This window comes from Aestuariivirga sp., from assembly GCF_037139295.1.
In the GTDB taxonomy this organism is placed as follows: Bacteria; Pseudomonadota; Alphaproteobacteria; order Rhizobiales; family Aestuariivirgaceae; genus Aestuariivirga.
In genome coordinates, this window is record NZ_JBAXGR010000044.1 from 1 (window position 1) to 23,512 (window position 23,512).

General features: G+C 62.0%; 25 protein-coding genes. 6 read left to right on the forward strand and 19 right to left on the reverse strand.

What is annotated here, in order from left to right; all coding sequences use genetic code 11:
• A partial coding sequence (locus tag WCJ41_RS12280; RefSeq protein WP_336906115.1) for a LysR substrate-binding domain-containing protein occupies window positions 1–735 on the forward strand: 735 nt, incomplete at its 5' end.
• Between the two features lie 35 nt (window positions 736–770).
• Window positions 771–1,148, forward strand: coding sequence for a YkgJ family cysteine cluster protein (locus WCJ41_RS12285; RefSeq protein ID WP_336906116.1), 378 nt, complete (start codon window positions 771–773; stop codon window positions 1,146–1,148).
• Here the strand turns inward: WCJ41_RS12285 and WCJ41_RS12290 are convergent.
• Window positions 1,133–2,485, reverse strand: a complete 1,353-nt coding sequence (locus WCJ41_RS12290; RefSeq protein ID WP_336906117.1) for an MATE family efflux transporter — start codon at window positions 2,483–2,485, stop codon at window positions 1,133–1,135. The genes WCJ41_RS12285 and WCJ41_RS12290 overlap by 16 nt on opposite strands.
• Window positions 2,486–2,530: 45 nt before the next feature.
• Window positions 2,531–4,348: a DNA helicase RecQ gene (gene recQ, locus WCJ41_RS12295; RefSeq protein WP_336906118.1), complete on the reverse strand. Its 1,818-nt coding sequence runs from the start codon at window positions 4,346–4,348 to the stop codon at window positions 2,531–2,533.
• Window positions 4,349–4,498: 150 nt separating this feature from the next.
• Between recQ and uvrA the strand changes: the two genes are divergently transcribed.
• Together uvrA and WCJ41_RS12305 are read left to right on the forward strand one after the other, a co-directional pair.
• Complete coding sequence (uvrA, locus tag WCJ41_RS12300) at window positions 4,499–7,420, forward strand: excinuclease ABC subunit UvrA (protein WP_336906119.1); 2,922 nt, start codon at window positions 4,499–4,501, stop codon at window positions 7,418–7,420.
• Complete coding sequence (locus WCJ41_RS12305; protein WP_336906120.1) at window positions 7,420–7,878, forward strand: gamma-glutamylcyclotransferase family protein; 459 nt, start codon at window positions 7,420–7,422, stop codon at window positions 7,876–7,878. The genes uvrA and WCJ41_RS12305 overlap by 1 nt, the downstream gene beginning before the upstream one ends.
• 275 nt (window positions 7,879–8,153) lie before the next feature.
• Here the strand turns inward: WCJ41_RS12305 and WCJ41_RS12310 are convergent, their stop codons facing one another.
• The 3 genes from WCJ41_RS12310 to WCJ41_RS12320 are packed head-to-tail and all read right to left on the reverse strand — an operon-like array spanning window position 8,154 to window position 11,344.
• A complete protein-coding gene (locus WCJ41_RS12310) occupies window positions 8,154–9,467 on the reverse strand; it encodes a replication-associated recombination protein A (RefSeq protein ID WP_336906121.1) in 1,314 nt (437 codons plus the stop codon).
• On the reverse strand, window positions 9,467–10,876 hold the full coding sequence (locus WCJ41_RS12315) for a DegQ family serine endoprotease (RefSeq protein ID WP_336906122.1): 1,410 nt from the start codon (window positions 10,874–10,876) through the stop codon (window positions 9,467–9,469). Before WCJ41_RS12315 ends, WCJ41_RS12310 begins: the two co-directional genes overlap by 1 nt.
• A gap of 30 nt (window positions 10,877–10,906) precedes the next feature.
• Window positions 10,907–11,344 carry an Lrp/AsnC family transcriptional regulator gene (locus WCJ41_RS12320; protein WP_336906123.1) on the reverse strand — a complete coding sequence of 146 codons (438 nt, stop codon included), beginning with the start codon at window positions 11,342–11,344 and terminating at the stop codon, window positions 10,907–10,909.
• 131 nt (window positions 11,345–11,475) lie between these two features.
• Here WCJ41_RS12320 and WCJ41_RS12325 point away from each other — a divergent pair, with 131 nt between their 5' ends.
• Window positions 11,476–12,660 (forward strand): hypothetical protein, encoded by a 1,185-nt coding sequence (locus WCJ41_RS12325; RefSeq protein ID WP_336906124.1) that lies wholly within the window; start codon window positions 11,476–11,478, stop codon window positions 12,658–12,660.
• Between the two features lie 248 nt (window positions 12,661–12,908).
• Window positions 12,909–14,969, forward strand: coding sequence for a PKD domain-containing protein (locus WCJ41_RS12330; RefSeq protein ID WP_336906125.1), 2,061 nt, complete (start codon window positions 12,909–12,911; stop codon window positions 14,967–14,969).
• A gap of 75 nt (window positions 14,970–15,044) precedes the next feature.
• On the opposite strand, the gene WCJ41_RS12335 is transcribed toward WCJ41_RS12330, so the two are convergent.
• The 14 genes from WCJ41_RS12335 to rpsN form a co-directional block, all read right to left on the reverse strand.
• Window positions 15,045–15,779: a LuxR C-terminal-related transcriptional regulator gene (locus WCJ41_RS12335; RefSeq protein ID WP_336906126.1), complete on the reverse strand. Its 735-nt coding sequence runs from the start codon at window positions 15,777–15,779 to the stop codon at window positions 15,045–15,047.
• A gap of 162 nt (window positions 15,780–15,941) precedes the next feature.
• Complete coding sequence (rplQ, locus tag WCJ41_RS12340) at window positions 15,942–16,367, reverse strand: 50S ribosomal protein L17 (RefSeq protein WP_336906127.1); 426 nt, start codon at window positions 16,365–16,367, stop codon at window positions 15,942–15,944.
• A 52-nt stretch (window positions 16,368–16,419) separates the two neighbouring features.
• Complete coding sequence (locus tag WCJ41_RS12345; RefSeq protein ID WP_336906128.1) at window positions 16,420–17,442, reverse strand: DNA-directed RNA polymerase subunit alpha; 1,023 nt, start codon at window positions 17,440–17,442, stop codon at window positions 16,420–16,422.
• A gap of 109 nt (window positions 17,443–17,551) precedes the next feature.
• Window positions 17,552–17,941: a 30S ribosomal protein S11 gene (gene rpsK / locus WCJ41_RS12350; protein ID WP_336906129.1), complete on the reverse strand. Its 390-nt coding sequence runs from the start codon at window positions 17,939–17,941 to the stop codon at window positions 17,552–17,554.
• A gap of 13 nt (window positions 17,942–17,954) precedes the next feature.
• Window positions 17,955–18,323 carry a 30S ribosomal protein S13 gene (gene rpsM, locus WCJ41_RS12355; RefSeq protein ID WP_336906130.1) on the reverse strand — a complete coding sequence of 123 codons (369 nt, stop codon included), beginning with the start codon at window positions 18,321–18,323 and terminating at the stop codon, window positions 17,955–17,957.
• 201 nt (window positions 18,324–18,524) lie between these two features.
• Window positions 18,525–19,175: an adenylate kinase gene (locus WCJ41_RS12360; protein ID WP_336906131.1), complete on the reverse strand. Its 651-nt coding sequence runs from the start codon at window positions 19,173–19,175 to the stop codon at window positions 18,525–18,527.
• Window positions 19,172–20,503 (reverse strand): preprotein translocase subunit SecY, encoded by a 1,332-nt coding sequence (secY, locus tag WCJ41_RS12365; RefSeq protein WP_336906132.1) that lies wholly within the window; start codon window positions 20,501–20,503, stop codon window positions 19,172–19,174. Before secY ends, WCJ41_RS12360 begins: the two co-directional genes overlap by 4 nt.
• A gap of 62 nt (window positions 20,504–20,565) precedes the next feature.
• A complete protein-coding gene (gene rplO, locus WCJ41_RS12370; protein WP_336906133.1) occupies window positions 20,566–21,051 on the reverse strand; it encodes a 50S ribosomal protein L15 in 486 nt (161 codons plus the stop codon).
• Window positions 21,052–21,063: 12 nt separating this feature from the next.
• Window positions 21,064–21,252, reverse strand: coding sequence for a 50S ribosomal protein L30 (gene rpmD / locus WCJ41_RS12375; RefSeq protein ID WP_336906134.1), 189 nt, complete (start codon window positions 21,250–21,252; stop codon window positions 21,064–21,066).
• Between the two features lie 15 nt (window positions 21,253–21,267).
• On the reverse strand, window positions 21,268–21,837 hold the full coding sequence (gene rpsE / locus WCJ41_RS12380) for a 30S ribosomal protein S5 (protein ID WP_336906135.1): 570 nt from the start codon (window positions 21,835–21,837) through the stop codon (window positions 21,268–21,270).
• A gap of 29 nt (window positions 21,838–21,866) precedes the next feature.
• Window positions 21,867–22,223, reverse strand: coding sequence for a 50S ribosomal protein L18 (rplR, locus tag WCJ41_RS12385; protein WP_336906136.1), 357 nt, complete (start codon window positions 22,221–22,223; stop codon window positions 21,867–21,869).
• A 12-nt stretch (window positions 22,224–22,235) separates the two neighbouring features.
• Entirely contained in the window at window positions 22,236–22,769 is a 534-nt protein-coding gene (gene rplF, locus WCJ41_RS12390; RefSeq protein ID WP_336906137.1) for a 50S ribosomal protein L6, read from the reverse strand.
• Window positions 22,770–22,779: 10 nt separating this feature from the next.
• Window positions 22,780–23,178: a 30S ribosomal protein S8 gene (gene rpsH, locus WCJ41_RS12395; protein ID WP_336906138.1), complete on the reverse strand. Its 399-nt coding sequence runs from the start codon at window positions 23,176–23,178 to the stop codon at window positions 22,780–22,782.
• A gap of 25 nt (window positions 23,179–23,203) precedes the next feature.
• Window positions 23,204–23,509 carry a 30S ribosomal protein S14 gene (gene rpsN / locus WCJ41_RS12400; RefSeq protein ID WP_336906139.1) on the reverse strand — a complete coding sequence of 102 codons (306 nt, stop codon included), beginning with the start codon at window positions 23,507–23,509 and terminating at the stop codon, window positions 23,204–23,206.
• Between the last annotated feature and the right edge of the window lie 3 nt (window positions 23,510–23,512).

Below are 23,512 nucleotides of genomic sequence, written 5' to 3' on the forward strand. Positions count from 1 at the left end.
CGCCTCACCCCCCTTTTCGACCAGCTGGCCGATGCCACGCGTGAGGCGGCTGCGGTCGGCGACGTGCGCCAGCTGAAAGTCAGCGTCGAGCCCTCCATTGCCTCGCGCTGGCTGGTGCCGCGGCTCGGCCGCTTCAACGACCTTCACCCGGACATCGAACTGTCGATCGACCCCACCAGCAAGCTCGCCGACTTCCGGTCCGGCGAGGCCGATGTCGGCATCCGCTACGGCACGGGCCAGTGGGATGACGTTGAGGCGAGCAAGCTCACCGATGCCATGATCTTCCCGGTCTGCGCCCCGAAGCTGCTGAAGGACCGGGCCGAGCTGAAGCCTGCCGATCTCTCGGATTTCAACCTGCTCCATGAATCGCGCAAGCAATGGTGGGCCGATTGGCTCGCCGCGGCGGGCGTCTTGGGCGTCGAGGACTGGCGCGGAACGCTGTTTCAGAACCACCTCGCCATCGAGGCCGCCGAAGCCGGCCAGGGCTTTGCCCTCACCGATCAGGTCCTCGCAACGGACGCGCTGCTCGAAGGATGGCTGGTGCGGCCCTTCAATTTCGACATGAAGGACCACTGGCATTACTGGATCGTGCGCGGCAAGGGCCAGAAGGAGACGGTTCCCGTCCGCGCCTTCCGCGAATGGATGATGGGCGAGATAGCAGATACCAACAGGAAATTTGCCCAACTGAGCGGCCAGAAGCCGCCAGCCGTTGCAGGCAAGGCCACATCGTCCTAGCGTCCAGCGCGACAACGCTTCTGGAATCGAGACCCATGGCCCGCCCGAAATACGATTGCCTCAAGTGCCCCGGCTACTGCTGCTCCTACCCGGTCATCGAAGTGAAGGACAAGGATGCCGAGCGCATCGCCAAGCACTTCGGCCTGAGCCTGAAACAGGCTGAGAAGAAGTATTTCAAGTCGGCGCATGGCTACAAGCGCGTGATGCGCCGCCAGAAGGACGAGCACTACGGCAAGATATGCCAGTTCTTCGACACCACCGAGCGCCGCTGCACCATCTATACCGCGCGCCCTTCCACCTGCCGGATTTTCCCGGGTGAAGGCCACTGCGGCTATTATGACTTCCTGAAGTTCGAGCGTGCGGGCCAGGAGGACGAGACCTACGTCTCGACCACCAATCACTCCGGCAACTGACGTTTCGCCAGAAGCTCGAAGCGCCAGGCCAGCAGCGTGCCGGTGAAAGCGAGGCCTATGGCCACGCCGCCCCACAGTCCCACTGCGCCCCAGCCGAAGTGGAAGCCGAACAGGTAGCCGCTGCCGAGGCCAATCAGCCAATATCCGATGCCGGCGATGATCAGCGGCACAACCGCATCCTTGAGGCCGCGCAGCGCGTGCGATGCGATGGCCTGCAACCCGTCGAAGACCTGGAACACCGCGGCGATCAGCAGCAGCGTGGCCACCAGCGCACCGATCTTCGCGAAATTCGGATCAGACGGGTCGAGGAAGATGCGGCTGATGAAACCGGGAGCGAAAACCGGGATCGCCACCAGAAGGAGCGGGATTCCGACACCGACGAGCATGCCGAGATTGCCGGCCTGCCGTGCCGCTGCAGGATCACGCGCGCCGACGAAATAGGCCACGCGCACCATGGCCGCCTCCGAGATGCCGAGAGAGATCACGAAGGGAATGGCAATCCAGCCCATCACGATCTGGTAGGAGGCAAGTTCCACCGTGCCCATGATGCCCGAGAGCAGTGACGTCGCCGCGAAGAGCCCGGACTCCATCGCGACGATCCCCGCCACGGGAAGCCCGAGTCGCACCAGGGGCCCATAGGCGCGCGGGCCGCCGATCGTGCCCTCATGCAGCGGCAAGCGGTTCCGGCGGATGATGATGACGGTATAGACGGCGAGGCACAGGAACTTGAACCACATGGACACGGCCCATGCGAAGCCCGCACCGGCAATGCCCATTCTGGCGAACCCGAAACTGCCGTGCACCAGCCCCTGCATGAGGAAGTAGTTGAGGATCACCGTCACCACGGTGACGGCGAGAACGACGCCCGTGTTCATCATCGCTGCAGCGAAGCTCCGCAGCACGCCGAACCACACGATGGGGAGCATGGCGAAGGCAAAGCCGGTGTAATAGGGCCCGGCGAGTTCGATCACCTGCGGCTGCTGCCCCAGCGCCCGCAGAACAGACCCCAGGTTCAGCACGACCACCGTGACCACCAGGCCGAGTAGCCCCGCGAGGATCATGCCCCGGACCAGTTCCGGCACGATGCGCTCGCGGTTCAGCGCACCCCGCGCCTCCGAGACGAGCACGCCCACCACGGAAAAGAAGCCCATCAGGATGATGCACATCTGGTACGACAGGTCGGTCGAGATCCCCGCCGCGGCCAGGTCGATGGCGCCCAGCTGCCCCACCACCATCTTGGCAGTGATGATCATGATGACATCGGCGAGATAGGCGAAGATCAGCGGCAAGGCGACGATGATCAGCGCCTTGATTTCGAGCAGGCGGGGTGGCTTCACGATTCGAATCCTGACGTTGCGATAGGCTTAAAGGTTGCCCTCAAATTAGGCAACGCCGCTGTCCTGACGAACGAAATTTGTAATCTCCGCGAGAAACACCTCGGCAAACTGCTGGAGCTTGGATTCGCCCACGCCATTCACCTCGCCGAAATCCCAACGGGTGAGCGGCCGCTTCGCGGCCATGTCGATCAGCGTCCGGTCGGTGAACACCACATAGGCTGGGACGCGGCGCTCCTTCGCCAGCTTCGCCCGCAGCGACTTGAGCCGCTGCAGCAGCTCGTCGGAAACGCCACCCTCCTCCACTGCTGCCACAATCTTGCGCGCGCGCTCTGCCTTGCGTGAGGTCCGCACCGGATCCTGCCGGCAGCGGAAGCTGCCTTCACCGCGCGCCAACGCCTGGCCCTTGGGCGAGATCGCAAGTCCGCCAAAGCCAGCCACGTCGATGGCGAGGCAACCGCCGCCCACCAGCTGCCGGATCATCGACTGCCAGTGCGGCCGCCCCTGCGCCTTGCCGATGCCGAAGACCGCGAGCTCCGTATGCCGCAGCGCCTCAGCCTTGTCGTTGCTCTTGCCCGCCAGGATGTCCGCCACATGCGCCGCGCCGAAGCGTTGCCCCGTGGTCTTCACCGCCTCGATCACCCACAGCGCCTCCGCCGTGCCGTCGACGAGGTGAACCGGGTCGAGGCAGACGTCGCAGTTTCCGCAAGGGGCTGAGTCCTCACCAAAATAGAACAGCAGGTTCTGGCGCCGGCACTCCGGCGCCTCGCAATAGGCAACCAGCGCATCGAGCCGCTTGTGCTCGCGCCGCCGTCGCTCGTCGCCGCCCTCCTCCTGGTCAATGAAGCGGCGGCGCATCTGGATGTCGCCGAGGCCATAGACCATCTTCACATCCGCCGGATTGCCGTCACGCCCGGCGCGCCCGATCTCCTGGTAATAGGCATCGAGCGAGGACGGCAGGTCGGCGTGGAAGACGAAGCGCACGTCCGGCTTGTCGATGCCCATGCCGAAGGCGATGGTGGCACAGACGATCACGCCCTTCTCGGTCATGAACAGGCTCTGCGCCTCGGCACGATCATCAGCCGTCATGCCGGCGTGATAGGCGATGGCGCGGAAGCCCTTGGAGGCGAGGAAACTCGCCCACTCCTCCGTCGATTTGCGCGACAGGGCATAGACGATGCCGGACTGCCCCGCCCGGCCATCGAGAAAATCGATAAGCTGCTGCTTGGCATTGTCCTTGGGCGCCACGGCCAGCTGCAGGTTGGGCCGGTCGAAGCCCGCGACATAAACCTCCGCCTCGCCACCGAAGATCTTGCCCACGATGTCGCGCCTTGTCGCTTCGTCGGCCGTCGCCGTGAAGGCGCCAATGGGCACGCCGGGGAAGGACTGCCGAAGCGTCTGCAGCATGTCATATTCGGGCCGGAACGAAGCGCCCCACTGCGAAATGCAATGCGCCTCGTCGATGGCGATGAGTTGGACGTCGAGGCGGGACAAGGCCCCCACCATCCGCTCCGTCATCAGCCGCTCGGGCGAGAGATAGAGCAGGCGCACCTCGCCACCCGCCACGCGCCGCCAGATGGCGACATTCTCCTCCCGGTCCTGCGCCGAATTGATGCTCTCGGCGGCCACACCCGCCAGCTTGAGAGCCGCCACCTGGTCCTGCATGAGCGCCACGAGCGGCGAGACGACGATGGCGAGACCGCCGCGCGCCAGTGCCGGCACCTGGTAGCAAAGCGACTTGCCAGACCCTGTGGGCATGACGGCCAGCACGTTGCGGCCCTCCAGGAGCGTGGAGACGATGCCCTCCTGGCCGGGCCGGAAGCTCTCGTAACCGAAGGTCTTGCGCAGGATGTCGTGTGGTTTCACGCGGGCACGTCTAGCGGCCCGCGCCTGATTCGGGTGAGGCTTATCGTTTTCGTTGCCCCAGAGCCGAACTGGACATCGCCCGCCATCGTACTCACTCCAAAGCTTCCTGCGTCCTTGCGGACGTTCCCTTTTTGATCTAGTCGAGAGCCTATGCCAGAGCAAAAGAAAGTCCTGTCCATTCAGGGTGCGCGTGAGCACAACCTGAAGAATGTCTCGCTGGAGCTTCCGCGCGACAAGCTGATCGTGTTTACGGGCCTGTCGGGCTCCGGCAAGTCGTCGCTCGCCTTCGACACGATCTATGCCGAAGGCCAGCGCCGCTATGTCGAGTCGCTCTCGGCCTATGCCAGGCAGTTTCTGGAGATGATGCAGAAGCCGGACGTCGACCAGATCGACGGATTGTCGCCCGCCATCTCGATCGAGCAGAAGACCACGAGCCGCAACCCGCGCTCCACCGTTGGCACCGTGACCGAAATCTACGACTACATGCGCCTGCTCTTCGCGCGCATCGGTGTGGCCTATTCGCCCGCCACCGGCCTTCCGATCGAGAGCCAGACCGTCACGCAGATGGTCGATCGCGTCTTGGCGCTCGACGAGGGCACGCGGCTCTATCTGCTCGCCCCCATCGTGCGCGGCCGCAAGGGCGAATACCGCAAGGAACTGGCGGACCTCCAGAAAAAGGGCTTCACCCGCGTCAAGATCGACGGCCAGTTCCACGAGATCGACAGCGCCCCGGCGCTTGACAAGAAGTTCAAGCACGACATCGACGTCGTGGTCGATCGCATCGTGGTCAAGCCCGACATCGGCACGCGCCTTGCCGACAGCTTCGAGACGGCACTCAAGCTGGCCGATGGCCTCGCGGTCGCGGAATTCGCCGACAAGCCGCTGAAGGCGTCGGAAACCTCCGAAGAGGGCGCCAACAAGTCGAAGAACGACACGCATGAGCGCCTGCTGTTCTCCGAGCGCTTCGCCTGCCCCGTCTCCGGCTTCACCATCGACGAGATCGAGCCACGGCTGTTCTCCTTCAACAATCCCTTTGGCGCATGCCCCAAATGCGACGGGCTGGGCACCGAGCTTCACTTCGAGCCGGAACTTGTGGTGCCGGACTCCTCACTCTCCATGAAGGGGGGCGCCATCCTGCCGTGGGCGCGCACCGGCAACACCTCGCCCTATTACAACCAGACGCTTGAGGCGCTGGCCAAGCACTTCAAGGTGTCGATGAACACGCCCTGGAAGGACATTCCGAAGAAGGCGCGCGAGGCCATCCTCTTCGGAACGGGCGAGGACGAAGTTACCATCACCTATGATGATGGCATCCGCGCCTACAAGACCAAGAAGCCCTTCGAGGGCGTGATCGGCAACATCGAGCGCCGCTGGCGCGAGACGGATTCCGAGTGGATGCGGGAGGAGCTCTCGAAATACCAGTCGGACCACCCCTGCTCCGAGTGCAACGGCTACCGCCTCAAGCCGCAGGCCCTCGCCGTGAAGGTGGACCGCAAGCACATCGGCGAAATTTCCGCCATGTCGATCCGCGAGGCCAATGAGTGGTTCGTTACCCTGCTGGCCAAGCTGAAGCCCAAGGACCAGGAGATCGCGGCGCGCATCCTGAAGGAAATCCGCGACCGGCTGAAGTTCCTGGTGGACGTGGGGCTCGACTACCTCAACCTGTCGCGCACCTCCGGCACGCTTTCGGGCGGCGAAAGCCAGCGCATCCGGCTTGCCTCGCAGATCGGCTCCGGCTTGACCGGCGTCCTTTACGTTCTGGACGAACCGTCCATCGGCCTGCACCAGCGCGACAATGCGCGCCTGCTGGAAACCCTCGTGCACCTCCGCGACCTCGGCAACACCGTGATCGTCGTCGAGCATGACGAGGACGCGATCCGGCTGGCGGATTATGTGGTCGACATCGGGCCGGGTGCCGGCGTGCATGGTGGCGAGATCATCGCCCAGGGTACGCCCGCCGAAGTCATGGCGAACCCCAAGTCGCTGACCGGGCAATATCTCACCGGCCAGCAGGCCGTTCCGCTCCCCGGCATCCGCCGCAAGTGGGAGAAGGGCCGCTCGATCCGCGTCAAGGGTGCCCGCGCCAACAACCTGAAGAATGTCAACGCGGAAATCCCGCTCGGCGTCTTCACCTGCGTCACCGGCGTCTCGGGCGGCGGCAAGTCCACCCTGCTGATCGACACCGTCTACAAGGCCGCCGCGCGCAAGCTCATGGGCACGCGCGAGGCACCGGCCGAGCATGACCGCATCGAGGGCCTCGAACTCCTCGACAAGATCATCGATATCGACCAGAGCCCCATCGGCCGCACGCCGCGCTCCAACCCCGCCACCTACACCGGCGCCTTCACGCCGATCCGCGACTGGTTCGCGGGCCTGCCGGAGGCGAAGGCGCGCGGCTATGAGCCGGGCCGCTTCTCCTTCAACGTCAAGGGTGGCCGTTGCGAAACCTGCCAGGGCGACGGCGTCATCAAGATCGAGATGCACTTCCTGCCGGACGTCTATGTGACGTGCGACGCCTGCCACGGCCACCGCTACAATCGCGAGACGCTGGAGATCAAGTTCAAGGACAAGTCCATCGCCGGCGTGCTGGACATGACCGTCTCGGAGGGTGCGGATTTCTTCCGCGCCGTGCCGAGCGTGCGCGACAAGATGGAGACGCTGGAACGCGTGGGCCTGGGCTATATCAAGGTCGGGCAGCAGGCCACCACGCTCTCTGGCGGTGAGGCGCAGCGCGTGAAACTCGCCAAGGAACTCTCCCGCCGTGCCACCGGCCGCACCCTCTACCTGCTCGATGAACCAACGACGGGGCTTCACTTCCACGACGTGAAGAAGCTGCTTGAGGTGCTGCATGAGCTCGTCGACCAGGGCAACAGCGTGGTGGTGATCGAGCACAATCTCGAAGTCATCAAGACAGCCGACTGGATCATTGACCTTGGCCCCGAGGGCGGCGACGGCGGAGGCGAGATCGTCGTGGCCGGAACACCCGAAGACGTGGCGCGCGAGAAGCGCAGCTACACCGGCCACTTCCTCAAGGACGTGCTCCGCCGGGGAAAGAGACAGGCCGCGGAGTAGTGTTCCTCTACTTCGCCTATGGTTCCAACATGTCGAGGCGGCAGATGACAGAGCGCTGCCCGGACCATGAGTGCTTAGGCGTTGCGGTGCTGAAGGACCATGCCCTTTGCTTTCCCCGCCACTCCCCCATCCGCAATTGCGGCGTGGCGGGTCTGGCGGAAACGCCGGGGGCGGAAGTCTGGGGCGTCATCTACCGGCTGCATGACGAGGACCTGGCGGCACTCGACAGGCGCGAGGGATATGATCCGGCGAAGTCCGCCGATGTGAACCGCTACAATCGCCATACCGTCCGTGTGCTGATGAATAGCGACATGGTGGAGTGCCTCACCTATTTCGCGCGGCCGGAGCCGGGTGAGCATGTTCCGAGTGTCGAGTATCTCGCGACCATCCTCGAAGGTGCGGCGGAGAATGGGCTGCCGGCGGACTATGTGGCGAGGCTCAGGTTCTTCACACCTTAAGCCCGTCATCCCGGCGAAGGTCGAGATCCAGCTTTCCACGCCGCCGATGCCCGAAGCTGGACCCCGGCCTTCGCCGGGGTGACGGCGGATATCGAGCGCGAACGACTGCCCCGTAATGAGCTTCGTAACGATTGTTTTCCTGCGTTAGGATCTATTCGGTAGGGCCCTAGCGGGCCACCTCAGTAAGCCGCCCCACGCCCTCCGCACAGCCTCTGGCGCCGATCTGCCGTGGCCAGCACGGCAAGCGGGTCACGGCTTTCACCAAGATGACGGGCCTAAGTGGACCCCCGTTCCTTCCTGAGCTTCGACCAATATTCCAGTCGCCGCTTCACCTCGCGTTCGAAGCCGCGCTCGACGGGGTCGTAATAGGTCTCGCGGCCCATTCCGTCCGGGAAATAGTTCTGCCCGGAAAATGCATCCGGCTGGTCGTGGTCATAGCGATAACCGGTACCGTAGTCCTGCTGTTTCATCAGCTTGGTCGGCGCGTTGAGGATGATCTTGGGCGGCATCAGCGAGCCCGTCTGCTTGGCGCGCTCGGTCGCGGCCTTATAGGCCTTGTAGACAGCGTTCGACTTTGGCGCGGTCGCCACATAGACGACGGCCTGCGCAATGGCGAGTTCACCCTCGGGGCTGCCGAGGAAGTCATAGGTTTCCTTTGCCGCCAGCGCCTGGTGAAGGGCCTCGGGGTCAGCCAGTCCCACGTCCTCGATCGCCATGCGCACCACACGGCGCACGATGAACAGCGGGTCCTCCCCCGCCACCAGCATGCGCGCCAGATAGTAAAGTGCTGCATCGGGGTCCGAGCCGCGCACCGCCTTGTGCAGCGCTGAGACCAGGTTGTAGTGCCCGTCCGCCGCCTTGTCATAAAGCGGCATGCGCTTCTGTACGGTGCGCGCCAGCAATTCCGTCGTCAGCGGTGCTGCTCCCTCCGGAACGGCCGCGAAGACCTCTTCCAGCATGTTGAGGAAATAGCGCCCGTCGCCATCCGCCATGCCGGTCATGGCTTCGCGCGCGGCAGGGTCTGCCGGCAGCGGGCGGCGCTCGAAAATTTCCGCACGGCCGATCAGCGCCTGCATGGCGTCATTGTCCAGCCGGTTCAGCACCAGCACCTGGGCGCGCGACAGGAGAGCCCCGTTCAGCTCGAAGCTCGGGTTCTCCGTCGTGGCGCCCACCAGGATGATGGTGCCGTCCTCGACGAAAGGAAGGAATGAATCCTGCTGGGACTTGTTGAAGCGATGGATCTCGTCGACAAACAGCAGCGTGCCCCGCCCCTGCTCCCGCCGGATGCGCGCCTGCTCGAACACCTTCTTGAGGTCGGCAACGCCAGAAAAAATGGCGGAGATCTGCTCGAAGGCAAGGCCTGTCTCGCCGGCCAGAAGCCGGGCGATGGTGGTCTTGCCGGTGCCCGGCGGCCCCCACAGTATGATCGAGGGGATGCGGCCCGCGGCCAGCATCCGGGTGATCACCCCGTCGGAGCCCACGAGATGGTCCTGCCCCACGACATCCGCCAGCTTCGCAGGGCGCAGCCGGTCCGCCAGCGGGCGCGGTGCGTCCTTGCCGAAGCCGGCGGAGTCGCAGAGGCTCGCCATCAACCGCCGATGGCCAGTTTCAAAACGCGCCCGCCGCGGTTGATGGCGATGCGCCACATGTTCCGCTCGTCTGCAAGCGCCGCCTTCAGCGTGTCTACGTTGTCGATCTTGGAGCCGTTCAGGTCCAAGACCACGTCACCGCGCTTGAAGAAGCGCATCGCAGGACCCTTCTCGATTTTCGAGATCACCACGCCCTGTAGTTCAGCCGGAAGGCTCAGTTCTTCCGCCACTGCAGGCGACAGGTTGGTGAGGGTGGCTCCGCTCAGCGGGTTCGGCCCCTTGATAACCGTATCGTCGCGCGCCACCGTTTCCGGCGCGGCGATCATGGTCATTTGCGTCTCCTTGCGGTCACCTTTGCGCTGGTACTCAACAATGATCGTCGCGCCGATCGCCGTTGTCGCTGAACGGTAGCCAAGTTCCTGCGCCGTCTCGACAGGCTTTCCTTCGAGCGCCAGCACAATGTCCCCACGCTTCAGGCCGGCCTTCGCGAGCGGGCTTTCGGGATGAAGGTTCACGATCAGCGCACCCTCCGGCCGCGCCATGCCGAGCGACGTTGCGATATCGGGTGATACGTCCTGAAGTTCCGCCCCAAGCCAGGGGCGCTTGATGGCAGCCCCGCCCGTCTCGGCGGTTGCGACCACGGTCTTCACCATATTCGTCGGGATGGCGAAGCCGATGCCAATCGAGCCACCGGACCGCGAGAAGATCGCGGTATTGATGCCGACCAGCTCGCCGTTCATGTTGACAAGCGCACCACCCGAGTTGCCAGGATTGATGGCGGCATCCGTCTGGATGAAGAACTGGTAGTCACTCACACCCACCCGGGTGCGGGCAAGGGCGGAGATGATCCCGCTCGTCACCGTCTGGCCGACGCCGAAGGGATTGCCGATGGCGAGCACGAGATCGCCCACTTCAAGCGCATCCGAATCGGCGAGCGCAAGAGCGGGAAGCTGCTCGTCCGGAACCTCGATTTTCAGCACGGCCAGATCGGTGCGCTCGTCGGCGATCAAAACCTTGGCCTCAAACTCTCGCTTGTCGGCCAGCGCCACCTTGATGTCAGTTGCATTGGCAATGACGTGGTTGTTGGTGACGATCAGTCCGTTCGGATCAACGATCACGCCGGAGCCCAGTGAACTGGCAACCCGTTCGCGCGGGCGGCCAAAGCTGCCGCCATCTCCGAAGAAGCGGCGGAAGAACGGATCCTCCATGAGGCCGCTCTTGCTTTGGTCCTCAACCAGCTTGCGCTGCGAGTAGACATTGACGACTGCGGGCGCCGTCTTCTTGACCACGGGCGCAAAGCTGAGCTGCATGACGGCAGATGAGCCCGGCACGACCTTGCTGTCGGCTTGAACCATGGGACTGGTTGCGCACAAGATGAGTGCGGAGAGAATGGCGGGAATGAAACGCATGTGACTCCTCATAGGGCCGCTTTCTGCAGCCTATCTGCGATCTAGCTTTGTCGACAAAATGACCGAGGTCTCGATCCGCGTTATGCCGGGGATCTGGCCGATCTCGTCGATCAGCCGGTCCATGGCCTCGGAAGACCCCGTCTTGACCTGGGCAATCAGGTCGAACTTACCGCTCACCGTGTGCAGCGTCTCGATTTGGGGGAACCTGGCGAGCATGCGCCCCACCTCGATCTGCCGGCGGGGCTCCACCGAGAAGGTGACGAAAGCCCGCATGCCGCCCTGATCGAGTTCCCGGGACAGACGGATCGAGTAGGCGGCGATAACACCGGACTCTTCAAGGCGCTTCAGCCGGTCCTGCACCGTGGTGCGCGACAGGCCGAGTTTCCGGGCCAGCGATGCAACCGGCTCCCGCGAATCGACCTTCAGGAGGGCAATGAGCTCCTCGTCCTTGGGGGTGATCTGTACCATCGGCGAATTGGGGTCCGTTTTCGTCGGAATGACGACTCAGTCGTCACAATTCAGCACAACGCCGTGTGTAAACCAACAGGAGCTGGCGTTATCTATCGCCTTCGCTTTTTCCTGTCCTCACGGAGGTTTCGATGGCCCTGACTGCCCTGAACGTGGTGTCCGATCCGATTTACGCCGATGCCGCAGACGTAGCCAAGGCCATGCAGCCTGAGGAGGCCCTGTTCTGCTTCAGCGCAGACCGTCTGAAAGCCCGCCTCGCACTGTTCGCCGATGGATTTCCCGGCACGGTCAGCTATGCCGTCAAGTCCAACCCCTCGCGCGAGGTAGTGACCGCTCTGTCGCAAGCCGGCCTCACCCATTGGGACGTCGCCTCGGTGCATGAAATGGCGCTGGTGCACTCGATCCAGCCCGCAGCGCATTTCCACTACCATAACCCGGTCAAGTCGCGCCGCGAGATCCTCGACGCCTACAGCAAATACGGCTGCCGCCGCTTCGCCGTGGACGCGCGCGAGGAAGTGGCCAAGATCGCCGCCATCGTGGGCGATGACCGTTCCGTCGAACTGGCGGTGCGCTTCGTGCTGCCGCGCGACCGCGCCACTGCGGCACATGACTTCTCCACCAAGTTCGGCGCGCCCGAGCACATCGCTGTCGAACTTCTGCAGGACATCCAGCGCCGCGGCTACGTACCCGTCATGACTTTCCACCCAGGCTCGCAGTCGCGCGACCCCAATGTCTATGTCCGCCACATCGAGGCCGCACACCGCATCGCCAAGGCAGCGGGCGTTCACATCAGCAAGCTCAATGTGGGCGGCGGCTTCCCGGCCAGTTACCCGCTGAGCAAGCCTGCTCCGCTCCAGAGCTACTTCTCCCTCATCGCCGAGGCCACCACGCGATTCTTCGGCAAGGGCACGGAGCCGGCCCTCGAATGCGAGCCGGGCCGCGGCCTCGTCGCCAACTGCATGTCGCTGCTCACCCGCATCAAGCTCGTCTGCTCGGATGGCGATGACATCTTCCTCAACGACGGCATCTATGGCGGCCTCATGGAATTCATGCAGGCGCCCGTGCTGCAGCCGCCCTACCGCGTCATCCGCGGCGGCAAGGTGCTGGAAGGCCCTAGCAAGCCGTGGAAAGTTTTCGGCCCGACCTGCGATCCGCTAGATGTTCTTCCCGCCAAGCTGGACCTGCCAGCCGGCATCCGTGATGAGGACTTTATCGAATTCGGCACACTCGGCGCCTATGGCATTGCCACCTCGACGATGTTCAATGGCTATGGCAACCACGCGGTAATCCCAGTGGATGAAGTGTTCAACGGCTGATTTTCGGCCACACCATTGACGCCGAACAAGAGGGTCCAGTCACGACAGGGCCCCTTGTTTGCTGCACTTCATTTACGTTAAGTCAGCCGCGCAATCCTTTTCGTGTTACTCTGATGCTCTGCATGCCCCATTGGAGTAACCACAACGCATGGTTCAAACGTTTTCATTCAAATTCTTGACAGTTTCCGACTTCCCACAACTCTCGCTACACTTATGTTGCCAACTATTCATCATGCTTGCCCAGGAGCATGAGCAAAGAGCAAGGCAACATCATTCGAGCAAGGGGCTACATCATGTCGGAAGTTCATTTGAAGGGCGCTCTGGCGCTTCTGGCCTCAACGGCACTCCTAATGCCCATTGCCGCAAACGTGTCTCTGGCGCAGGAAAGCCTCAGAGCTCTGAGCCTCTCGACAGACGGTCTACGAGGAACTGCTGCCGTTAAGGCGCTTAGCAATAACATATCAGCGGTGGCAGCCCAGCATGGCAAGACGGGTCAGGAACTCCGGCAACTTCTGCTGCGGGACAATACGCTCAATGTCGCGCGAAATGGCCGGCTCTACTATCAGGAAGCCGCTCCCTCGCTGCCCCGGAACGCCCCAGCATCCAGCGCCATCAATACCGGTCAGCTCTATCCTCTGGACCAAACCTTCAACCTGCACAGCAAGCCTGGCGCGCCGAAGCGCATCATCCTGCGATTCCGTGGCGCCACCATCACCGGCACATACTGGAACACGCAGCGCGGTGGCGCACCAATCTTGGCTTATGCCTATGATACCGACAATGCGCCTGCCACCTTCAGCGATGCGGAACGCACCAACATCCAGCAGATTTGGCAACGTGTAGCCGAGGATTATGCGCCATTCGACATCGACGTGACGACGGATGATACGCTGATCACCACAGCGCCAGCAGTCAGCTATGCCTCGGTGGTGATCACCCACCAACGGGTTTTCAGTTCGTCTTCGCCTGGCATCGCCTTCGTGAGCACCTTTGGTAATCCGGCCTATGAGCCTGCCTTCGTCGCTTTCGACAGTTTTTCGGGGAATGGCAAATACATCGCCGAAGCGATCTCGCATGAAGTCGGCCACCGTCTCGGGTTAGATCACGATGGCACGAGCAGGTCAGCCTACTATGCCGGTCATGGCTCCGGCGCGATGACGTGGGCGCCCATCATGGGCAATAGCTATCGTGCCAATATCAGCCAGTTCAGCAAGGGTGAGTACAACGGAGCCAACAACCGTCAGGATGACTTCGCGCTCATGTTGAGCTACTTGAAATTGCGCGAGGATGAGGTTGGCAGCACACCAGCCACGGCATCAGCATTCCCCGTCGCCTCATCTGGAGGAATCAGCGGTGGTAGCCTCGATGGCATGCTCCAGCTTATCGGAGATGAAGACGCCTACTCAATCACCGCTGGCCCTGGTGCTTTCACCGCGTCGGCCACACCCGCCGCGTTGAGCCCTGACGCCGATCTCGTCCTTACCCTGACGGATGACGCGGGCGCAGTCATTGCGACAGCCAATCCCGCCACGTCTCTCAGTGCCTCCATCTCGGCTACGCTGCCAGCGGGCGGGGTCTACTACCTCAAGGTCTCCGGCACAGGTTATGGTGATGCCCGCTCAAACGGATATTCGAACTATGGCGTGCGCGGCAACTACCGGCTGACGGCCTCTTACCCAACCTCGAACGTTTCGGTTCCCAAGGCGGTCATCACTGCGTCAACAACGGCAGGTCCTGCGCCTCTGTCAGTCAATTTCGGCGCTGGATCTTCCTCACCAGCGGGTTCGATCACAGCCTATTCATGGGATTTCGGAAACGGCACCACTTCGAGTCAACCGTCAACCACGGTACGGTTTGACAAGGCGGGGCGCTATACTGTGCAACTGAAGGTCAGAGGGGCCGCCCGCTACAGCAATACAACGTCCACGGAAATCGTGGTTGGGAAGACCTTCACCGCTGGTATCCTCATGACGCGGAATAGCAACCTCGACGGCTCGGTGAACGTCACGGCCCTCACCTCGGCTTATGTTGACAGCGATGGCCAAGGCTTCAGAGCCAGCAAGATCTATGGCACGTGGAGTGGCGCAGTCAGCGCAGATGTTACCGGAGCGGGCATGACCAGGAACGGGCCACTCTTCACGTCTCCCACCGAGCGCAGCAGCAATGGCTGCGTGACTTTCACTGTGACAAAAGTGGAGTACACGGATGCTACGACCGCGGCGGCGGAGCAGACGGCAACAACATCCACCTACTATCCCGCCAATCCGATTAAGGCGACGAGTTGCCCGGCCCAGCAGGCGTCGCGCTGATGGAGTCATCAACGCCATGAAATGCAAACGGCCGGTCTTGAGGACCGGCCGTTTGTTGTTCAGTTGGGGAGAATGTCAGTTGAGCATCGAGTTCCGCACCGCGATCGCAACCGCCTGGGTCTTGGTGTGGGCGCGCAGCTTGCTCATGGCACGTGCAGCGTAAAGGTTTACAGCGCTGGTGCTGAGCTTGAGGATCTGCGCGGTCTCGCCAGCGGTCTTGCCTTCGGCCGCCCACATCAGAACTTCGCGTTCACGCGGGCTCAACTCGAAGCCCTCGCCCATCGGGCGCTGCTGTACAGCAATGAGCTTCTTGACGCGCTGGTGATAGTAGTGCGCGAAGAGATGGACCTCGTTAACCAATTCCCGGCGTACATCCGTCCACTGGCGATCATCACAATCAAAGTTGATGGAAAACATCGCATCACCGACACCAAGTTCCCGGATCGGGATCGAGATGCCATGGCGCCCGATACCATAGCGCTCGGCGATCTGGTGGATGTCCTTCACCGTGTCATCGCTGGTGCGGGCTTCATCCCAGTCCAAAGGAAGCAGGCGGCTGAAGCACAGGTGGAAGGCACTGTCCTTCAGCGGCGAGTATTCCTTCATGTAGAGTTGGGTGTAGTTCTCATCATAAGTGGAGAACCACGTCATCCGGTCGGGGACGGCACGCGACGACCCGAGGAACCAGTAGGAAAGGTTCAGGACGCCGAAACGGTCACGCGCCGTGCGGAGGAAGCTGGCAGATTCCTTCTCATCCGAGAAGGGTTCCTGCGTGGCGTTGAAGATGTCAAATCGGCTGGTCAGGTTCATTGCAATCGTTGTCCAATCTTAGGGTCACCGTGTCTCAACGGCGAACACACGACTCAACGAACGCAAGGAACGGGCCAAGTTTTGACTGAATAATCGGGCCGCGCAATGGCAAAGGGGCAGCTATTTCGCTGCCCCTGTGTCAGAATGGTACTATAGCAGAAATTAGGCGGCTGCTTCCGCGGTCTCTTCAGACTTATGGCTCGGGCCGGAATCCTGGCCGCGGGCGTTAACGTCCCGGTCCACGAACTCGATGACAGCCATCGGAGCCTGATCGCCGTAACGGAACCCGGCCTTCATGATGCGAATGTAGCCACCGCTGCGCGAGGCATAACGCTTGGAGAGCACGTCAAACAACTTCTTGACCTGGGTCTCGTCGCGGACCTGAGCCATCGCCTGACGGCGAGCGTGAAGGCCACCCTGCTTACCGAGTGTGATCAGCCTTTCGACCACCGGACGCAGATCCTTGGCCTTCGGCAGAGTCGTGACGATCTGCTCATGCTTGATCAATGCCGCAGCCATGTTGGCGAACATCGCCTCGCGATGCTCTGCCGTGCGGTTGAACCGGCGGCCCCTGAAACCATGACGCATAACCGTTCTCCTTCAATTCCGGCGCAGGCTTCAAGCCGCGCCGTGCGGGTTCTCAATAATGTTGTTCGTACTTCTTGGCGAGTTCTTCGATGTTCTCGGGCGGCCAGTTCGGCACTTCCATGCCGAGGTGCAACCCCATCTGAGCCAGAACTTCCTTGATCTCGTTGAGCGACTTGCGGCCGAAGTTCGGCGTGCGCAGCATCTCGGCTTCCGTCTTCTGGATCAGGTCGCCGATGTAGACGATGTTGTCGTTCTTCAGGCAGTTGGCAGAGCGCACGGAAAGCTCCAGCTCGTCCACCTTCTTGAGGAGTGCTGCGTTGAACTCGAGTTCGGGGCGCGACTCCTCGACGATGGCCTTGGAGGGCTCCGAGAAGTTGATGAACACCGAGAGCTGGTCCTGCAGAATGCGCGCGGCATAGGCCACGGAATCCTCAGGGCTCACCGAACCGTCGGTCTCGACGTTCATGATCAGCTTGTCGTAGTCGAGGATCTGGCCCTCACGGGTGTTCTCGATCTTGAAGGAAACGCGCTTCACCGGGCTGTAGATCGAGTCAACCGGGATGAGACCGATCGGTGCATCTTCCGGACGATTGCGCTCGGCAGAGACATAGCCCTTGCCGGTGGCGACGGTGAATTCGACGCGGATCTCGGCACCCTCGTCGAGCGTGCAGATCACGTGCTCGGGGTTCAGGATCTGAATGTCGCCGGAGGTCTGGATGTCGCCAGCGCGAACGACACCCGGGCCATCCTTGCGCAGCATCAAGCGCTTCGGGCCTTCGCCCTGCATGCCGATGGCGATTTCCTTGATGTTCAGGATCATGTCGGTGACGTCTTCGCGCACACCGGCGATCGAGGAGAATTCATGCAGAACGCCGTCGATGTGAACGGAGGTGACGGCGGCACCCTGGAGCGAAGACAGCAGGATGCGACGCAGAGCATTGCCGAGCGTCGTGCCGAAGCCACGCTCAAGCGGCTCGGCCACGAAGGTGGCGACGCGGCGGCGGTCACGGCCCGGCTGAACATCGAGCTTCGACGGACGGATCAATTCCTGCCAGTTCTTCTGGTTGACTTGCATCTTGTATGCTTCCTGTCGAAAATCCGGCTCCCCGTCAGGGGAGCCATGTTTTCACAAAGATAACGGTGAACCGCCCTGAAAATGTGGGGCGGCGGCGAGCAGCGTATAGTTAGACGCGGCGGCGCTTCGGCGGACGGCAGCCGTTGTGCGGGATCGGCGTCACGTCACGGATCGACGTCACCTGAAGACCACAAGCCTGCAGCGCGCGCAGAGCGGACTCACGACCCGCACCCGGACCGCAAACCTCGACCTCGACGGTGCGCATGCCATGTTCCATGGCGGCGCGGCCAACCTGCTCGGCAGCAACCTGGGCCGCATACGGCGTCGACTTGCGCGAGCCCTTGAAGCCCAGCTTGCCAGACGACGACCACACAATGGCGTTGCCCTGAACATCGGTGATCGTGATCATCGTGTTGTTGAACGACGAGTTCACATGAACGACGCCGGAGGAGATGTTCTTGCGCTCTTTGCGGCGCGGACGTTGAGCTTCCTTAGCCATGTTCTTTCAGCCTTTACTTCTTCTTGCCGGCGATCGCCTTGGCGGGTCCCTTGCGGGTGCGGGCGTTGGTGTGGGTGCGCTGGCCGCGGACCGGCAGGCCCTTGCGGTGACGCAGGCCGCGATAGCAGCCGAGGTCGACGAGACGCTTGATGTTGATCGAGACTTCGCGACGCAGGTCGCCCTCGACCACGTAATCGCGGTCGATAACTTCACGGATCGCCAGAACTTCAGCGTCCGAAAGCTCGTTAACGCGCTTGGTCTGATCGATCTTGGTCTTTTCGCAGATCTCGACTGCGTTCACCGGGCCGATACCAAAAATATAGCGGAGCGAAATCGCCACCGGCTTGTTGGTCGGAATGTTGACGCCTGCAATACGGGCCACGCCTGTTCTCCTAATCACTTCAACGGTTTAAGCCGCTGACTTCGCATTTGTTTTCAGCTTCGACCGGTCACTTCCAAAGGCATAAGGCCGTACCCCAAGAGGTTATTCCCCCTGAAGCCAGCCTGTCCTCGACCGAGATTGGATCGGTGTCTAGAGGGGAATCGCTTGCGCGTCAACTCCAGAACCGCCCTATTTCGGATCTCAAACGCCCTTCAGCACACCTTCGATCTGGCGGGTCACTTGCGTGATGTCCGCCATGCCGTCGATCGTCTTCAGCGCACCGCGCTCGCCATAGTACTGCACCAGCGGCGCGGTCTGCTTGTTGTAGACAGCGAGGCGGTCACGAACCGTTTTCTCGTTGTCGTCGGCGCGGCGCGTGAACTGGGTTCCCCCACACACATCGCATACACCTGAAACCTTTGGTTGTTCAAACTGGTCGTGATAACCCTTGCCGCACTTGGCGCAGGTATAGCGACCCGTGATGCGCTCGACGAGCGCCTCGTCATCCACCTTCATCTCGATCGCGGCATCGAGCTTAAGCCCCTTGCCAGTGAGCATCGCGTCCAGCGCTTCGGCCTGGGCCGTGTTGCGCGGGAAGCCGTCCAGGATGAAGCCCTTTTTCACGTCCGGCTGATCCAGCCGGTCGGCAATGATGCCAACCACCACGGCATCCGGCACGAGTTCGCCCCGGTCCATGATTTCCTTGGCCTTGCGGCCCGTCTCGGTTCCGGCGGCTACGGCAGCACGCAGCATGTCTCCGGTGGAGAGCTGCTTCATGCCATGTCTGTCTTCGATCAGCTTGGCCTGCGTGCCTTTGCCGGCGCCGGGAGGGCCGAGAAGAATGATGTTCACCGCTTGCTACCCCTGAGCTTGGACTTCCTGATCAGGCCCTCATATTGCTGGGCCAGAAGGTGTCCCTGCACCTGGGCAACGGTATCCATGGTCACGCTCACCACGATCAGCAGCGAGGTGCCACCGAAATAGAAGGGAACGCCCGTGTAGCCGATGAGAAGTTCAGGCAACAAGCACACCAGCACCAGATAAAGCGCACCGATGAGGGTAATGCGAGTCAGCACATAGTCGATGTATTCCGCGGTCCGTTCACCCGGGCGGATGCCCGGAATGTTGCCACCATACTTCTTCAGATTGTCAGCCGTCTCGACCGGATTGAACATGATCGAGGTATAGAAAAAGGCGAAGAAGATGATGAGCAGTGCATAAAGAAGAAGGAAAAGCGGCTGGCCGTGGCCAAGCATCGCAGTGAGCGAGTTCAGCCACTCAGGACCCTGGCCCTTGGTGAAGTTGGCAACCGTGATCGGCAGCAGAAGCAGCGAGGATGCGAAGATCGGCGGGATCACGCCAGACGTGTTCAGCTTCAGCGGCATATGCGAGCTTTCGCCCTGGAACATCTTGTTGCCGACCTGACGCTTGGGATACTGGATCAACAGCCGGCGCTGTGCACGCTCCATCAACACGATGAAAGCAATGACCGCAAAAGCCAGCAGGATGATACCGAGGATCACGAAGGTCGAAATCTGGCCGGTGCGGCCCATCTCGAACAGAGCCGCGATCCCGTGCGGAAGATTGGCAACGATGCCAGCGAAGATGATGAGCGAAATGCCGTTGCCGATGCCACGCGAGGTGATCTGTTCGCCAAGCCACATCAGGAACACCGTGCCGCCCGTCAACGTAATGACGGTCGAAATGCGGAAGAACATGCCTGGATCGACGACGAGTCCACCCTGCCCCTCGAGCCCGACTGCAATGCCGTAGGCCTGGAGGGAGGCAAGCAGCACCGTGCCATAGCGGGTGTACTGATTGATCTTCTTGCGGCCCTGCTCGCCTTCCTTCTTCAGCGCTTCGAGCTGTGGCGAAACCGAGCTCATGAGCTGAATGATGATCGAGGCCGAGATGTAGGGCATGATATTGAGCGCGAAGATCGCCATGCGACCGAGCGCGCCGCCCGCCAGGTTGTTCACCCAGCCCAAAATGCCGTTGGAGTTCTGTGCAGCGAATTTCGCGAGCTGGATCGCGTCAACCCCGGGAATGGGGATGTAGCTGCCGAGGCGATAGACGATCAACGCGCCAAGCGTGAACCAGATCCGCCTCTTCAAGTCTTCCGACTTGGCGAGCGCACCGAAATTCAGGTTGGCGGCAAGTTGTTCTGCGGCTGATGCCATGTCTTCGTCCTCGCAACGGTCTCGGGGCCCCTATGTGGGGCCCCTAACCAGTGCCTGCAAGCTTACTTAGCGTCCGGTGCTTTCTCGGCAGGCTTCAGCAGCTTGACCGAGCCGCCTGCCTTCTCAACCGCCGCAATGGCGCCGGCCGTCGCATGGTAGACCTCAAAGGCAACCTTTGCCTTGATTTCGCCCTTGCCGAGGAGGCGAACACCACCCTTCGGAGCGGAAATCACGCCAGCGGCGAGGAGCGCCGCGGCATTCACAGGCTGCTTCGGGTCGAGGCGCTTGGAGTCGATGGCGGTCTGCACCAGCGACAGGTTCACCTCGTTGTAGTCAACCTGGTTCGGCTTGTTGAAGCCGCGCTTCGGCAGACGGCGGTAGATGGGCATCTGACCGCCTTCGAAGCCGGCCTTGGCGCCGCCCTTGCGGGCCGTCTGGCCCTTGCCACCACGACCCGCGGTCTTGCCGAGGCCGGAACCGATGCCGCGTCCGACACGCTTCTTGGCATGCTTCGAACCGGGATTGTCGGCGATTTCATTGAGCTTCATGGTCGCTCTTCCTTATTCCACGATGCGCAAGAGGTGCGCGACCTTGGCGATCATGCCGCGAACCGCCGGGGTGTCCTGGAGGGTCGAGGTCCTGTTCATCTTGTTGAGGCCGAGACCAATCAGGGTCGCGCGCTGCTCGCCGGGACGGCGCTGCGGGCTCGAAACCTGCTGGATCGTGACCGTCTTGGAGGCTTTCGCCATGGTTCAGTTTCCTTCTTACTCGGCCACGGCCGAGCCGCCACGGCGACCCAGCACGTCAGCGACCTTCTTGCCGCGGCGAGAGGCGACGGCACGCGGGCTCGTCTGCTTCTTCAGCGCGTCGAAGGTGGCGCGGACCATGTTGTAGGGGTTGGACGAGCCCTTGGACTTCGCCACGACGTCAGCCATGCCGACGGACTCGAAAACGGCGCGCATCGGGCCGCCGGCGATGATGCCGGTGCCGGGAGGAGCGGTCCGAAGGGTAACCTTGCCCGCACCCCAGCGACCATCGATGTCATGGTGCAGCGTGCGGCCTTCTTTCAGCGGCACGCGGATCAGGCCGCGCTTCGCCGACTCGGTGGCCTTGCGCACGGCTTCCGGCACTTCACGCGCCTTGCCGTGACCAAAACCGACGCGACCCTTCTGGTCGCCAACAACGACGAGTGCTGCAAAGCCGAAGCGCTTGCCGCCCTTCACCACCTTGGCGACGCGGTTGATGTGAACGAGCTTGTCTATGAACTCGCTGTCCCGCTCTTCACGGTTGTCACGGTCCTTGCGGTCACCGCGCTCCGAACGTTCCTTAGCCATATTGCTTTCCGCCTATCTTTCGCCGGAGATTAGAAGTTGAGGCCGCCCTCACGGGCAGCATCTGCGAGCGCCTTGACGCGCCCATGATAGAGGTAGCCGCCGCGATCGAACACGACGTCCTTGACGCCGGCCTTGATCGCGCGCTCGGCGATGAGCTTGCCGATCGCAACAGCGGCATCCTTGTCGGCGCCGGTCTTGATCTTGCCTTTCAGATCCTTCTCGAGCGAGGACGCGGCGGCAACCGTCACACCCTTCGTGTCGTCGATGATCTGGGCATAGATGTTCTTGGACGAACGGAACACCGACAGCCGGGGACGCAGTGCACCGCGCGCGGCGAGCGCCTTGCGGACGCGGGCCTTGCGGAGCGATTGAGATTTCGTAGCCATGGCCATCACCTGTTACTTCTTCTTGCCTTCCTTGCGGAAGATATACTCGCCGGCGTACTTCACGCCCTTGCCCTTGTAGGGCTCGGGTCCGCGGAAGTCGCGGATTTCAGCCGCAACCTGGCCGACGCGCTGCTTGTCGATGCCGGTGATCACGATCTCGGTCGGCTTCGGCGTCTTGATGTCGATGCCATCCGGAACCGGATAATTGATGTCGTGGCTGTAACCGAGCGCCAGGTTCAGGGTCTTGCCCTGAGCCGCCGCGCGATAACCCACGCCGGTGATTTCGAGCGTCTTGGAGTAACCCTCGGTCACACCCTTGATCATGTTGGCGATCATGGTGCGGGACATGCCCCAGGCTGAACGAGCCAGCTTGGTCTTGTCCTTCGGGTCCACCTTGATGGCGCCCTCTTCCATCTTGGCGATCACCTGGTCGGTGAGCACGAACTTGAGTTCGCCCTTGGGGCCCTTGACCGCGACATTGCTGCCAGCAAGGTTGACGGTCACGCCGGCCGGTACGGGAACTGGTTTCTTTCCGATACGAGACATGTGTGCGACCTCAGAACACGGTGCAGAGAACTTCGCCGCCCACATTGTGGGTGCGTGCGTCGGCATCCGACATCACACCCTTGGGCGTCGAGAGGATCGAAATGCCAAGTCCATTGTAAACAGTCGGCAGCGAGCCAACCGAAACATAGACGCGGCGGCCAGGCTTGGATACCCGCTGCAGCTCGCGGATAACCGGAGCGCCGTCGAAGTACTTCAGCTCAACCTCGATTTCGGCCTTGTTATTGCCAAGCTGCACCACGGCAAAACCGCGGATGAAGCCCTCGCCCTGCAGAACGTTCAGCACGTTCTCGCGCAGCCTGGAATGCGGCGTCGAAACCTTCGACTTGCCGCGCTCCTGCGCGTTGCGGATACGAGTCAGCATATCGCCGATCGGATCATTCACACTCATTCTTCTCTCCTGAAGTCCGTATCTGTTACCAGCTCGACTTGACCATGCCCGGGATCAGACCCAGGTTGGACATCTCGCGAAGCGCCAGACGCGACATCTTGACTTTACGATAATAGGCACGCGGTCGGCCCGTAATCTCACAGCGATTACGGATCCGGTTCTTGGCGGAATTGCGCGGAAGCTCGGCAAGCTTCAGCTGCGCCGTGAAGCGCTCTTCCATGGTCACGTCCTTGCTCTGGACGATCGCCTTAAGCTTCGCACGCTTGTTGGCGTACTGTTTCACCAACTTGCGGCGGCGGTTGTTCTTCTCTACCGAGCTCGTCTTAGCCATATG